The following is a 12,332-nucleotide window of genomic DNA, read 5'->3' as shown; positions in this document are numbered from 1 at the left end:
GCGGCTCTGGCTGTCGCCTTGATTCATTTTATGAGCCAATTCTTTCAAATCCATCCTGAGAATCCGCAACTGCGTTTGATCAAACAAGCGGTGCAAATCATTGGTTCCGGCGGCATTGTCGCCGTCCCCACCGATTCTTGCTACGCGCTGGTGTGCCACCTCGACGATAAAGATGCCGTGATGCGTATGCGAAAGATTCGCGGAGTTGATGATAAGCATCACCTGACTTTATTGTGCCGCGACTTATCCGAGATTGCCTTGTATGCCAAGGTTGATAATCGCCAGTATCGCTTGCTCAAGGCCGCCACGCCGGGACCCTACACCATGATTCTGGAAGCGACCAAGGAAGTGCCGCGCCGCTTGAGTCATCCCTCGCGCAAAACGATAGGCTTGCGCGTGCCGCAAAACCTCATTACTCAGGCTTTACTGGCAGAATTAGGGCAACCCTTATTGGCCACCACACTGATCTTGCCGGATCAAGACGAGCCCTTGACCGATGCCGAGCTGATTCGCGCCGAGTTGGAAAAGCGCATAGAACTCATCATCGACGGCGGAGCCTGCAGTCTGGTGCCAACCACGGTGGTCGATCTGAGTGGCGAGACGCCGCAATTGTTACGTCAAGGAAGCGGCGACGTGGCAGTATTTGGCATATGATGAGGCGCACGCAGAGCACACAGCCCTGCAATTGACTTTTTTTAGAAAATCTCCATGAATGATTTAATCCAGACAGTGCTGGTCTATGCCTTGCCGGTGATTTTTGCCATTACCTTGCACGAGGCTGCGCACGGCTATGCGGCCAAACATTTCGGCGATACGACCGCACAAAGTCAAGGGCGACTCAGTCTCAACCCGCTCGTGCATATCGATCCTATCGGCACCATTGTTGTTCCGGTAGTCTTGTACTTGGCCAGCGGCGGGGCTTTTTTGGTCGGTTATGCCAAGCCAGTGCCGGTCAATTTCGGGCATCTGAAAAATCCTAAACGCGACATGGCGTGGGTTGCTTTGGCCGGCCCGGCGGCCAACTTCGTCATGGCATTTTTCTGGTTGCTGTTCGGCATCGTGCTGCAATCGATGCAATTGAGTGAGCCGTATTTTTACAAAATGGCCGAAGCCGGCGTCTTGACCAATTTAGCCCTGTTGGCGTTTAACTTATTTCCTATCCCGCCGCTCGATGGCGGCCGCATCGTCGTCAGTTTGTTGCCCTACAAAATGGCTTACCAATTTGCGCGCATCGAGCCGTATGGCTTTTTCATCTTGCTTGGTTTCATGTTTTTGCACTTGCTGCAATTTTGGATGACGCCACTGATGGTCCTCAGTAACTTGCTGCTGCAATTGCTGGCCTCACCCTTACGTATGTTGCTGGGCGTGTGAAGTCTTGCTGATCAATCCGACAGTGGCTGCGCCGGCGGCTTGGGTGCTGCGCTTCTTACCGCTGCTGCCGGCTGGCTTGGTGCTCGATCTGGCCTGCGGCAGTGGACGGCATACCCGCTGCTTACTCGAGCGTGGTCATGCCGTGCTGGCCTTGGATCGCGATGTTGCCGTGCTCTCAGCGTTGCAGCTCGCTGGTGCGCGGACCATGCAGCATGATCTCGAAGCCGGTGGGCTGGATTGGCCATTCGCTGCCAAGCAATTTGCTGCCATCGTCGTCAGTAATTATCTACATCGGCCCTTGTTTCCGCTGCTGCTCGATAGCTTGCAGGAGGGCGGAGTGTTGATTTATCAAACTTTCGCCATAGGCAACGCGGCCTTCGGCAAGCCCTCGAATCCTGATTTCTTATTGCATCAGGGTGAATTATTGGCACATCTGGCAGCCGATTCTTCCATGCAGGTGATCGCCTACGAACACGGTTACGTGAGTACGCCGAAGCCGGCTGTGGTGCAGCGTATTTGCGCGCGCAAGGGCGGGGATGGGGCGCGACCATCGGCTTTATGTTCATAGTGCAAGTTTGCCGTGCTAAGCATGCTAATAGCACCCCAGAGTTGCTGTCTATCCGCTACAATCGAGGTTTTACTTTTTTAACGCACTAACATGACAAACATACAGGGTAGTCTGGTTGCTATTGTGACCCCTATGCACGCCGATGGCAGTCTTGATTTGCCTTGCTTGCGTAAATTAATCGACTGGCATATTGCCGAAGGCACCGATGGGATCGTGATAGTCGGTACCACCGGCGAGTCGCCGACCGTGTCGGTCGAAGAGCATTGTGAACTCATTCGTGTGGCAGTCGAACATGCCGCCAAGCGCGTGCCGATTATCGCCGGTTCCGGTGGTAATTCGACCGCCGAAGCGATCGCGCTGACCAAGTTCGCCAAACAAGCGGGTGCCGATGCCTCGCTGCAAGTTGTGCCTTACTACAACCGTCCTACTCAGGAAGGCATGTACCAGCACTTCAAAGCCATCGCGCAAGCGGTCGACCTGCCGATTATTCTGTATAACGTGCCGGGACGTACCGTGGCCGATATGGCGAATGAAACCATCGTTCGCTTGGCGCAAATTCCTGGCATTATTGGTGTCAAAGATGCCACCGGCAATATCGCCCGCGGCATCGAATTGCTCAGCCTGGTGCCGGCTGGTTTTGCCGTGTATTCCGGTGATGATGCCACGGCTATGGCCTTGATGTTCTGCGGTGGTCAAGGCAATATTTCCGTCACGGCCAATGTCGCACCACGCGCCATGCACGAATTGTGTGTCGCGGCGATGGCTGGCGATACTGCCAAGGCAATTGCTATTAATAATTCTGTTTTATCCTTGCACAGCAAGTTGTTCATCGAACCTAATCCTTTGCCGGTAAAATGGGCGCTGCAGGAAATGGGTTTGATCCCGTCAGGCTTGCGTTTACCCTTGGTGACGATGGCTGAGCAATATCACGCAACAGTACGCACAGCTTTGCGCGAAGCAGGTATATTAAAATAAGTATCAGCTTGATGCGCCGGCCGGGCCGGCGCACCGCTCCACGTTTTTTCATTGATAACAAATTGGTAGGGACTTTCACATGGCAAAAAGCTTTGTTGCTAAAAACGGCATCATCGGTGTTCTCGCGATCGCGGGACTGAGTGCATGCAGCTCGGTTGGTAATTTGATAGAGCCCAATAAAATCGATTACAAAAGTGCAGCCAAGGCGACCTCTATTTCATTGGATGTTCCCCCTGATTTGACGCAAATCGCGCGCGACAACCGGTTTGCCGTGCCTGATGCAAATAAAAGCAGCGCGACGGCGTCGGGCTACAATCTTGAAAAAGGCAACAAGGTCAGTGTCAGCAGTGCCGTGGTCGCGCCGACTAAAGTCAATGACATGCGTATCGTCCGTTCGGGTTCCGAGCGCTGGTTAGTGGTCAAGCAAACGCCGGAAGCCTTGTGGCCGCAGCTGAAAGATTTTTGGCAAGAACTTGGTTTCCTGGTCAATGTTGAAAATCAGCAAACCGGTGTAATGGAAACCGATTGGGCCGAAAATCGTGCCAAAATCCCACAAGATTTGTTACGTAATACTCTGGGTAAGGTGCTCGATTCGCTGTATTCTACCGGCGAGCGCGATAAATTTCGCACCCGTCTTGAGCGCGGTGAAAACGGCGAAGTTGAAATTTACATCAGCCATCGCGGTGCCGAAGAAGTCTTGACCGGCCCGGCCAAAGACGGTTCGGCCTGGACGCCACGTGCGCCTGATCCAGGGCTGGAAGCAGAATTCTTGGCGCGTCTGATGGCGCGTTTGTCCAGCGACGGCGTCGCATCGCCGTTGGCACCGGCAGCAGTGACAGCGGTCGAACTCAAACCGCATTCGAAGCTGATCAAAACGGCTGACGCCAGTCAAGTTGAAGTCGATGAAGGTTTCGACCGCGCTTGGCGTCGCGTTGGCTTGGCACTCGATCGCGTCGGTTTCACGGTAGAAGATCGCGATCGTTCGCAGGGCTTGTATTTCGTCCGCTACATCGATCAAGATATCGAAGCCAAAACCAAGGGTGCCGGTGATGGTTTCTTCTCCAAACTGTTCTCAAGCAATTCCGACGAAGCGTCTAAAAATGCGCAGAAATATCGCGTCTCGGTCAAAAATGCAGCCAACGGCGAGAGCAGTGTCGTTACCGTACTCAATAACGACGGTAAAGTCGACCGTTCTGTGGTGGCTGAAAAGATCTTGAAATTACTCAACGATCAATTGAAATAAACGATTGTTTGTGGCGAAAAAAAACACGGCCGTGGCCGTGTTTTTTTTCGCCTTGTGCTCCTAGCTCATACCTAAATTCAGCGGCGCAACACGAACCTCAGGGGCAGCGATTTTCAATAAGCGTAGCAAGGCTTGCTCGAATGCTTGGCAGTCTGCGCTGGTATACGCGCGCAGCGGTGCTGTCGGGGGGGGCTTGGTAGCGGCGAGACCAGTTTGTTGTAGTAATCGTTGCAATTGTAAGGCGACTGCCAGACCGGTATCGACCAAGCTGAGGGCAGGGTAGCGCTGACTGGCTATGATGTCATTGATGAGCGTAGTGGCGAACGGGTAGTGGGTGCAGCCGAGCACCAAGGTATCGATGCCTGCAGCCAGTAGCGGCGCCAGATGCGCGCTCAGCAGGGCGCGGGTGGTGGCGGTATGTAGCTGATCTTGCTCGATCATTTCTACCAGGCCGACGCCGGCGCGCAGTTCGAAGCTGACGCCGGAGCTAAGTAATGCTTGTTGCAGATTTTTAAACTTTTCGCTGTGTAAGGTGGCACTGGTCGCCAGCACACCGACGCGTTTATTTTTGCTCAACAAGGCGGCCGGTTTCAAGCCCGGTTCGATGCCGACAATGATTAAGTCCGGGTAGCGCTGGCGTAACACGGTAATCGCCGCTGCCGTGGCAGTATTGCATGCCACGACCAAGGCTTTGATTGCATGACGCTGGAAAAACTCGGCGATCAACAGGCAGCGCGCAGTGATTTGCGCCGCGGTTTTTTCGCCATACGGGGCAAAGGCCGAATCGGCTACATACAGCAGCGTTTCATACGGCAGGGTGCTGCGCACATGCTGCAGCACCGACAAGCCACCGACGCCGGAATCGAAGATGCCTACCGGCGCCGTTGGCTGCTGCTGCATCAGGCTGGATTGAGTGCAATGATGCCGATTTTCGCTTGCCATTCGCGCGGGCCGGTATTGTGTACCGAGGTGCCGTTGGCATCGACCGCTACCGTCACTGGCATGTCGACAACATCAAATTCGTAAATCGCTTCCATGCCGAGATCGGCAAAGCCGACTACGGTAGCCGACTTGATCGCTTTCGATACCAAGTAGGCGGCACCACCGACAGCCATCAGATAGGCAGATTGGTGGCGCTTGATCGATTCGATCGCAACTGGGCCGCGTTCGGCCTTGCCTATCATGGAAATGAGACCGGTTTGCTCGAGCATCATGTCGGTGAATTTATCCATGCGGGTAGCTGTGGTTGGGCCGGCTGGGCCGACCGCTTCATCGCGCACCGGATCGACCGGGCCGACATAGTAAATCACGCGGTTGGTGAAATCGACCGGCAAGCTTTCGCCTTTGGCCAGCATTTCTTGAATACGCTTGTGGGCAGCATCGCGACCGGTCAGCATTTTCCCGTTCAACAGCAAAGTCTGGCCAGGTTTCCATGACGCCACTTCAGCCTTGGTCAAGTTGTTGAGATCAACGCGTTGGGATTTTTCTGTATCGGGCAGCCAATGCACATCAGGCCAGTCGGATAATTTCGGTGGTTCAATATACGTCGGGCCGGAACCATCAAGCACGAAATGTGCGTGGCGGGTGGCGGCGCAATTTGGAATCATCGCGACCGGTTTCGAAGCCGCGTGGGTCGGGTACATATTGATCTTGACGTCGAGCACAGTGGTCAAACCACCCAGGCCTTGGGCACCGATGCCCAAGGCATTCACCTTGTCGCACAATTCTATGCGTAATTCTTCGGTCTTGTTGCGTGGGCCACGTTGTTTGAGTTCATACATGTCGATGTCATCCATCAAGGATTCTTTCGCCATCAGCATGGCTTTTTCGGCTGTGCCGCCTATGCCTATGCCGAGCATGCCCGGTGGACACCAGCCGGCACCCATGGTCGGCACGGTTTTCATGACCCAGTCGATCAAAGAATCGGATGGGTTGAGCATGACGAACTTGCTTTTGTTTTCAGAGCCACCACCCTTGGCCGCTACTTTGACATCGACGGTATTGCCTGGAACTAATTCCATGTGCACCACGGCCGGGGTATTGTCTTGTGTATTTTTACGATCAAACAGCGGGTCGGCAACGATCGATGCGCGCAGTTTATTGTCGGCATTGTTATACGCTTGGCGTACGCCTTCATTGACGGCGTCGGTGATGGAGCCGGTAAAACCTTCGAAACGTACACCCATGCCGATTTTCAGGAAGACATTGACGATGCCGGTATCTTGGCAAATCGGACGACGGCCCTCAGCACACATGCGCGAATTGGTGAGAATCTGGGCAATCGCATCTTTCGCCGCCGGGCTTTGCTCACTCTCATAGGCGCGTGCCAGATGGGCGATATAATCGGCCGGGTGGTAATAGCTGATGTATTGCAGCGCTGCTGCTACGGATTCGATCAGGTCGTCTCGTTTGATGACTGTCATGATTTGGCTCTTGGCTGGTGAAATGAAAAAAGGGGCTCAGTGCTGATTGGCTAATAACTGGGTCTTGGTCATGATCTGATCGCAATACGCAATCGCCAGTGCTGACAGCAAGAAGGCAATATGGATGCCGGTTTGGGCCAGTACGACATGTGGTTCATAGTTGCCGGCATTGATGAAGGTTTTCAGCAGATGGATAGAAGAAATGCCGATGATGGCCATGGCCAGTTTGACCTTCAGCACAGAGGCATTGACATGGGACAGCCATTCCGGTTGATCGGGATGATTGTCCAAGCCGAGTCGGGATACGAAAGTTTCGTAGCCACCAATGATGACCATGATCAGCAGATTGGAAATCATGACCACGTCGATCAAGCCCAGCACAACCAGCATGATGGTGGTTTCGGTCAGTTTGCTTGGGCGTACATTTCCATTCGCGACCGCATCGAGAATATGCTGTAGTGCAGCTTCGTTGCCGAGCGCGGCGCCGATCAGATCGGTCAACTCGACCCAGAAGTGAAATACATACACACATTGGGCGAGGATGAGACCTAAATACAGTGGCACCTGCAGCCAGCGGCTGAAAAAAATGATGTTGGAGAGCGGTGAAAGTTTTGGTGGAGTCGGATTGGTGGGCATGGATAAGGTGCGTGATGAATCACGACGACGAATGCTGAAAACCAGTATTTTACATCTGCAGCACCATGTCGTGTGGCCTGGCATGCCGACGATTGGCATAGAATGCTGAAATTGGGCTGGAGAAATGCGGAAAAATTGCGGCTGCTCCGCTTGCATTTGCCTTGTGGCATGCCGTCCACAAGGCCGATACGAGCGTAAGCCTAGAGTAAGTCTGTCCGATTAAGCTGATTTCATCAGATCGATCGATGAGGCCTGTCGTCAGTAGACGATGTGCAGAGAACGGGACTCATCGTGTTTCGACAGTCTTAATTTTTTACACTATAACAAGTTGGAGACCAGCATGACCGACCTCACCGCGGCACACTCTGAAATAAAAGCCGAATCGCGCGTTTTTCCGCCTCCGGCAGCATTTGCCGCACAGGCGACAATTTCCGGTATGGATGCTTACCATGCCATGTGCAACGCGGCAGAGGCCGATTACACCGGTTTCTGGGGCAAGCTGGCACGTGAGAACTTGCACTGGCATAAGCCGTTTGAAACCGTGCTCGATGAAAGTCAGGCACCGTTTTACAAATGGTTCGAAGATGGCTTGCTCAACGTTTCGTATAATTGTCTCGACGTGAACCTGCAAAACGGCAATGCTGACAAAGTTGCGGTGATTTTTGAAACCGATGGCGGCGAAGTCACACGCACTACTTATCAAGAATTGCACCGTCGCGTTTGCGAATTTGCCAATGGCTTGAAATCGCTCGGCATCGTCAAAGGCGATCGCGTGGTAATTTACATGCCGATGTCGGTGGAAGGCGTCATTGCCATGCAAGCTTGCGCCCGTATCGGTGCCACCCATTCCGTCGTGTTCGGTGGTTTTTCCGCGAAATCGCTGCAGGAACGCATCGTCGACGTCGGTGCCGTGGCCGTGCTTACTGCTGATCAACAAGTTCGCGGTGGTAAGCATTTGCCGCTCAAAGCCATTGTCGATGAAGCGCTGGCCCTTGGCGATTGCGAAAAAGTTAGAAATGTTATCGTTTATCAACGCACCGGTGGTGCCGTGACAATGACGGCCGGCCGCGATCTGTGGATGCACGAATTGGTCGCCACCCAATCGGCGGTCTGTGAGCCGGAATGGGTCAGTGCCGAACATCCGCTGTTCATCCTCTATACCTCAGGTTCGACCGGCAAACCGAAAGGTGTGCAGCATTCATCGGGCGGCTATTTGCTGTGGGCGATATTGACGATGAAGTGGACCTTTGACATCAAACCAGCCGATGTTTTCTGGTGTACCGCCGATATCGGCTGGGTCACTGGTCACACTTACATCACTTACGGCCCCTTGGCAGTCGGCGCGACCGAAATCATTTTCGAAGGCATTCCGACTTTCCCCAACGCCGGCCGGTTCTGGAGCATGATAGAAAAGCATCAGGTCAGCATTTTCTACACGGCACCAACGGCAATTCGCTCGCTGATCAAGGCGGCCGATGCCGATGCTGCGATTCATCCCGATCGCTACGATCTGTCTTCCTTGCGCCTGCTGGGCTCAGTCGGTGAACCGATCAATCCGGAAGCCTGGATGTGGTATCACAAGCATATTGGTCGCGATAACTGTCCTATCGTCGATACCTTCTGGCAAACCGAAACCGGCGGTCATATGATGACACCCTTGCCGGGCGCGACACCATTGGTGCCGGGTTCCTGTACCTTGCCTTTGCCGGGTATCATGGCAGCCATCGTCGATGAAACCGGTCATGATTTACCGAACGGTCAGGGTGGTATTTTAGTGATCAAGCGGCCATGGCCAGCGATGATCAGAACAATCTGGGGCGATCCTGAACGCTTCAAGAAAAGTTATTTCCCGGAAGAATATGGTGGCACCTTGTATCTGGCCGGCGATGGTGCCATCCGTAATAAAGATACCGCTTATTTCACCATCACCGGGCGTATCGATGACGTGCTTAACGTGTCCGGTCATCGTATGGGTACAATGGAAATCGAATCGGCGCTGGTGGCCCATCCATTGGTAGCTGAAGCGGCCGTGGTCGGTCGGCCCGACGATACCACCGGTGAAGCGATTTGTGCCTTTGTTGTACTCAAGCGTAGCCGTCCTATCGGCGAAGAAGCCAAGCAAATTGCGGCGGAATTGCGCAATTGGGTAGCCAAAGAAATCGGACCGATTGCCAAGCCAAAAGAAATTCGTTTCGGTGATAATTTGCCGAAAACACGTTCAGGTAAGATCATGCGCCGTCTACTGCGCGTGCTGGCTAAGGGGGAAGAAATCACGCAAGATATTTCGACGCTTGAAAATCCGGCGATACTCGAGCAGCTCAAGCAGGCGCAATAAGCCGGCCGTCTGCGGTTTACCTGAAACAGCCGCTGCTCGGTTCCGCAGCGGCTGTTTCATATGTGCGTCAAACCACGGCGTATCGCATATTTGGTCAACTCGGCAACCGAATGGATGTCGAGTTTACCCATAATATTGCGGCGGTGAACTTCAACGGTGCTGATGGCAATATGTAACTCACTACCGATCTCGGGAGAACTTTTTCCTTGGCAAATCAGGCGCAGTACTTCACGCTCACGTTTTCCCAAATGTCCTTCCGGGACGTGATTGAGCAAGCTCGATTCGTCGGCACAGGCCAAGGCGACCATCATGGCCGCCGATTCCGGACAAAGATAGACATGGCCTTGCGCCACGCTGGCGATGGCGCGCCTCAATTGTTCGCTGGCAGCCGATTTGACCACATAGGCCAGCGCGCCGGCGCTCATCATCTCGACGATAAATTGTTTGTAGCCAAACGCCGACAGTGCTACCACACCGGTATGCGGTGCCAGACGTAAAATCTTTCGAGTGGCATCGATCCCATTCATATTCGGCATGCTGACATCCATCACCACCACGTCAGGTTGCAACTGCGTGATGACTTCTTCGATGCGACTGCCATCGCCTAACTCGCCGACGACCTCCAAGCCGGTTTCTTTGCTGAGCATGAAGCCTAAGGCTTCGCGCAGCATGGTGTGATCATCGACTAATAACACGCGGGTGCGGCTCATGCGGCGGCTCCAGTTTGGCTCGCCGTGGCGAGCGGGATCGTCAGCGTAGCCGTGGTGCCGTGGCCAAGTTGGCTGGCTACGCTCAGTTGCGCACCGAGAATGTCGAGACGTTCGTAGATGCTGATGAGGCCAAGTCGTTGGCGGCAGTCGGCCGGTAGACGATACGCTGCCGCCAGTTGATATGCTGGAAGTAAATCATTCTTTCCAATAAAAATACCAATTCGCTGAAACCAGAGTGTAGCGGTTTCAAGCGCCAGCACGCTGTAGGAATATTCTGAAAATGTCGCCTTCATACCGGCCCCAAAAAATCATGCTGCTTCAGCGAATATCTACGCGTCTTTGCTCGGTGCTTTGTTTTTTCGGTAATTGCAAACGCAAGACAGCTGCATCGAAACTTGCCTCAGCACGCGTGTCGTCGAGGTCTTGACTCAGATAGAGCGTGCGCGTTAACATGCCGTGGCAACGCTCGCGCCGCACCGCGCGGCCATCAGCATCGCTGCTGTTCTGGTCAGCCTTGATCTCAGCGTGAATGTGTACCTGGTTGCCACAGACGCGGATATCGATATCCTCCTTGTTTACTCCTGGCAAATCGGCGCAGACCACGAAGCGGTCGGCAAGTTCGTCAACATCAAGACGGATATCAAGTGGTTCCAGATCAAGCCAGTTTCGGTTGAACAGAGTTTTGAGCAAGCTGTCGAAAGGCAGCGATAAAGGGGATCCATAATTTGGTAAACGATGCATGATGAAAACCTCGCACAAGTATCAGAGTGGAAAAAATCGCGAACACGCAGGCTATGTGTGCCCTCAGGTTCGTGTGCCACAGCATGGTATGCGCATGAAGCGCGGCCAAACACTGTGCTTGACGAATAATGATTTTTGCGTGCAGCGAGTTTGATCTTTCGCATAAAATCTATTTTTTGAAATACCAAACTGATGAAGGTGAGCCGGCGATATAACGATGGGAAATTTAAAAACTTGTATTTGTTTTTTATTATTGTGCAGTGCCTTGTGCGGGTCGGTGCAGGCCCAAGCCCAAGCCGATTTGTTTCGTATCGATTTTTATTGCGACGCGATGCCGTTTGAGTGCCTGACCGGTGGTGTCGGTGCGGAAGAGCGCGCTGCCATACAGGCACAAGCGAACCGCTATAGCCTGAGGCTGGTGACGGTAGCACGCCAGAGCGGCTGGTACTTGGCGGGGGTGGAAATCACGCTGGAGGCTTTGCATCTCGGCGCGCGACCGGTCCATTTGCTGACGCAAGTGATGGCCGGGCCTTTACTCTATCTTGCTTTGCCTCCCGGGCAATATGCGATCACTGCGCGCTACCGCGGCGACAACGGCATCCTGCAAGAGCAACGTACGCTTACCCAACTACGCAGCGTCGATGAGCATCGTCAATTGTTATTGTATTTTATTGAGGCAGACCAGAACTGAAGAATTATTCTCAGATGTGCGCGTAAAACCTCGGCGTTCAGAAGCTGTCGCAAAAGGGTTTTCAGTCGGCATCATTACCCCAACTGGCAGACACGCCATTCCCGCGCGCTTTTGGCGGGAACCTGACGGCGTTCGTGGTTAACTGAAAATGCCAGAAACGATGGTGTTTTCAGTGCTGAAAACGACACTGGGGTCGCGCCAAAGGCATGCGGGAATGACGAGGTGTGCGGTGTTTCAGGTATGAAAATGTAGTCATGTACAGCCCTGGCGAATCTGATGAAGCTGTTCTAAATAACAGCATAAAAACAGCGCCCTCAACAGCGCAACGGCTCTGGACATCATTTTCCAGCGTTCATTTTGCTCCTTATTTTACAGATGTCGGAGCTGTCGCGACAGCCTCTGAACGTCGAGGTTTTACGCGCACATCTGATAAATTCGCTCAATGCTTCCAGATTCGGAATGCTGATTTCACGGCGCCCTCTTTCCTTAAATTCAATCAATCCTTCACGTTCCAAGCGGCACAAGGCGCGGCTAATCGATTCCAGTCGCAAGCCCAAGTAGTTATAGTGGATCCACATATCCGGACAACAGTTTAAACTAGTGTCTGTCGAAAAGAGACGAGGCAGACCATGAGTGAAA

14 protein-coding genes are annotated in these 12,332 nt (G+C 53.4%); 7 read left to right on the top strand and 7 right to left on the bottom strand.

The features are described 5' to 3' along the window. Positions 1-30: 30 nt before the first annotated feature. The 5 genes from QN359_RS12990 to bamC all read left to right on the top strand — a co-directional run bounded on the left by QN359_RS12990 (position 31) and on the right by bamC (position 4,157). Positions 31-654, top strand: a complete 624-nt coding sequence (locus tag QN359_RS12990) for an L-threonylcarbamoyladenylate synthase (RefSeq protein WP_322248226.1) — start codon at positions 31-33, stop codon at positions 652-654. 54 nt (positions 655-708) lie between these two features. Beyond that, positions 709-1,371, top strand: a complete 663-nt coding sequence (locus QN359_RS12985; RefSeq protein WP_322248227.1) for a site-2 protease family protein — start codon at positions 709-711, stop codon at positions 1,369-1,371. 4 nt (positions 1,372-1,375) lie between these two features. Beyond that, on the top strand, positions 1,376-1,939 hold the full coding sequence (locus tag QN359_RS12980; protein WP_322248228.1) for a methyltransferase domain-containing protein: 564 nt from the start codon (positions 1,376-1,378) through the stop codon (positions 1,937-1,939). Between the two features lie 90 nt (positions 1,940-2,029). After that, positions 2,030-2,914 (top strand): 4-hydroxy-tetrahydrodipicolinate synthase, encoded by an 885-nt coding sequence (dapA, locus tag QN359_RS12975; RefSeq protein WP_322248229.1) that lies wholly within the window; start codon positions 2,030-2,032, stop codon positions 2,912-2,914. A 79-nt stretch (positions 2,915-2,993) separates the two neighbouring features. Further along, on the top strand, positions 2,994-4,157 hold the full coding sequence (gene bamC / locus QN359_RS12970; RefSeq protein WP_322248230.1) for an outer membrane protein assembly factor BamC: 1,164 nt from the start codon (positions 2,994-2,996) through the stop codon (positions 4,155-4,157). Between the two features lie 60 nt (positions 4,158-4,217). Here the strand turns inward: bamC and murI are convergent, their stop codons facing one another. The 3 genes from murI to QN359_RS12955 are packed head-to-tail and all read right to left on the bottom strand — an operon-like array spanning position 4,218 to position 7,216. Beyond that, a complete protein-coding gene (gene murI / locus QN359_RS12965) occupies positions 4,218-5,057 on the bottom strand; it encodes a glutamate racemase (RefSeq protein ID WP_322248231.1) in 840 nt (279 codons plus the stop codon). Further along, entirely contained in the window at positions 5,057-6,580 is a 1,524-nt protein-coding gene (locus QN359_RS12960; RefSeq protein ID WP_322248232.1) for a fumarate hydratase, read from the bottom strand. Before QN359_RS12960 ends, murI begins: the two co-directional genes overlap by 1 nt. A 36-nt stretch (positions 6,581-6,616) precedes the next feature. Continuing rightward, positions 6,617-7,216 (bottom strand): YqhA family protein, encoded by a 600-nt coding sequence (locus tag QN359_RS12955; protein ID WP_322248233.1) that lies wholly within the window; start codon positions 7,214-7,216, stop codon positions 6,617-6,619. Positions 7,217-7,556: 340 nt separating this feature from the next. Here QN359_RS12955 and acs point away from each other — a divergent pair, with 340 nt between their 5' ends. Beyond that, complete coding sequence (gene acs / locus QN359_RS12950) at positions 7,557-9,551, top strand: acetate--CoA ligase (protein WP_322248234.1); 1,995 nt, start codon at positions 7,557-7,559, stop codon at positions 9,549-9,551. A gap of 56 nt (positions 9,552-9,607) precedes the next feature. Here the strand turns inward: acs and QN359_RS12945 are convergent, their stop codons facing one another. The 3 genes from QN359_RS12945 to QN359_RS12935 are packed head-to-tail and all read right to left on the bottom strand — an operon-like array spanning position 9,608 to position 11,002. Next, the gene (locus QN359_RS12945) at positions 9,608-10,261 is read right to left on the bottom strand and encodes a response regulator transcription factor (RefSeq protein WP_322248235.1); all 654 of its coding nucleotides are present in this window, start codon (positions 10,259-10,261) and stop codon (positions 9,608-9,610) included. Continuing rightward, positions 10,258-10,554 (bottom strand): hypothetical protein, encoded by a 297-nt coding sequence (locus tag QN359_RS12940; RefSeq protein ID WP_322248236.1) that lies wholly within the window; start codon positions 10,552-10,554, stop codon positions 10,258-10,260. Before QN359_RS12940 ends, QN359_RS12945 begins: the two co-directional genes overlap by 4 nt. 25 nt (positions 10,555-10,579) lie before the next feature. Beyond that, complete coding sequence (locus tag QN359_RS12935; RefSeq protein WP_322248237.1) at positions 10,580-11,002, bottom strand: Hsp20/alpha crystallin family protein; 423 nt, start codon at positions 11,000-11,002, stop codon at positions 10,580-10,582. 217 nt (positions 11,003-11,219) lie between these two features. On the opposite strand from QN359_RS12935, the gene QN359_RS12930 reads away from it, so the two are divergent. After that, positions 11,220-11,693 carry a hypothetical protein gene (locus QN359_RS12930; protein ID WP_322248238.1) on the top strand — a complete coding sequence of 158 codons (474 nt, stop codon included), beginning with the start codon at positions 11,220-11,222 and terminating at the stop codon, positions 11,691-11,693. Positions 11,694-12,031: 338 nt separating this feature from the next. Here QN359_RS12930 and QN359_RS12925 read toward each other — a convergent pair. Further along, positions 12,032-12,332 (bottom strand): helix-turn-helix domain-containing protein (locus QN359_RS12925; protein ID WP_323493358.1); only part of this gene is annotated, 301 nt, incomplete at its 5' end.

It is taken from the genome of Undibacterium sp. 5I2, assembly GCF_035019605.1.
GTDB lineage: Bacteria > Pseudomonadota > Gammaproteobacteria > Burkholderiales > Burkholderiaceae_D > Undibacterium.
This window is presented reverse-complemented; position numbering and strand designations above follow the sequence as displayed.

Excerpts from the sequence above, each read along its gene's own strand:
- QN359_RS12990 (WP_322248226.1), top strand. The coding sequence starts at position 31 with ATGAGCCAATTCTTTCAAATCCATCCTGAGAATCCGCAACTGCGTTTG.
- QN359_RS12985 (WP_322248227.1), top strand. The coding sequence starts at position 709 with ATGAATGATTTAATCCAGACAGTGCTGGTCTATGCCTTGCCGGTGATT.
- dapA (WP_322248229.1), top strand. The coding sequence starts at position 2,030 with ATGACAAACATACAGGGTAGTCTGGTTGCTATTGTGACCCCTATGCAC.
- bamC (WP_322248230.1), top strand. The coding sequence starts at position 2,994 with ATGGCAAAAAGCTTTGTTGCTAAAAACGGCATCATCGGTGTTCTCGCG.
- murI (WP_322248231.1), bottom strand. The coding sequence starts at position 5,057 with ATGCAGCAGCAGCCAACGGCGCCGGTAGGCATCTTCGATTCCGGCGTC.
- QN359_RS12960 (WP_322248232.1), bottom strand. The coding sequence starts at position 6,580 with ATGACAGTCATCAAACGAGACGACCTGATCGAATCCGTAGCAGCAGCG.
- QN359_RS12955 (WP_322248233.1), bottom strand. The coding sequence starts at position 7,216 with ATGCCCACCAATCCGACTCCACCAAAACTTTCACCGCTCTCCAACATC.
- acs (WP_322248234.1), top strand. The coding sequence starts at position 7,557 with ATGACCGACCTCACCGCGGCACACTCTGAAATAAAAGCCGAATCGCGC.
- QN359_RS12945 (WP_322248235.1), bottom strand. The coding sequence starts at position 10,261 with ATGAGCCGCACCCGCGTGTTATTAGTCGATGATCACACCATGCTGCGC.
- QN359_RS12940 (WP_322248236.1), bottom strand. The coding sequence starts at position 10,554 with ATGAAGGCGACATTTTCAGAATATTCCTACAGCGTGCTGGCGCTTGAA.
- QN359_RS12935 (WP_322248237.1), bottom strand. The coding sequence starts at position 11,002 with ATGCATCGTTTACCAAATTATGGATCCCCTTTATCGCTGCCTTTCGAC.
- QN359_RS12930 (WP_322248238.1), top strand. The coding sequence starts at position 11,220 with ATGGGAAATTTAAAAACTTGTATTTGTTTTTTATTATTGTGCAGTGCC.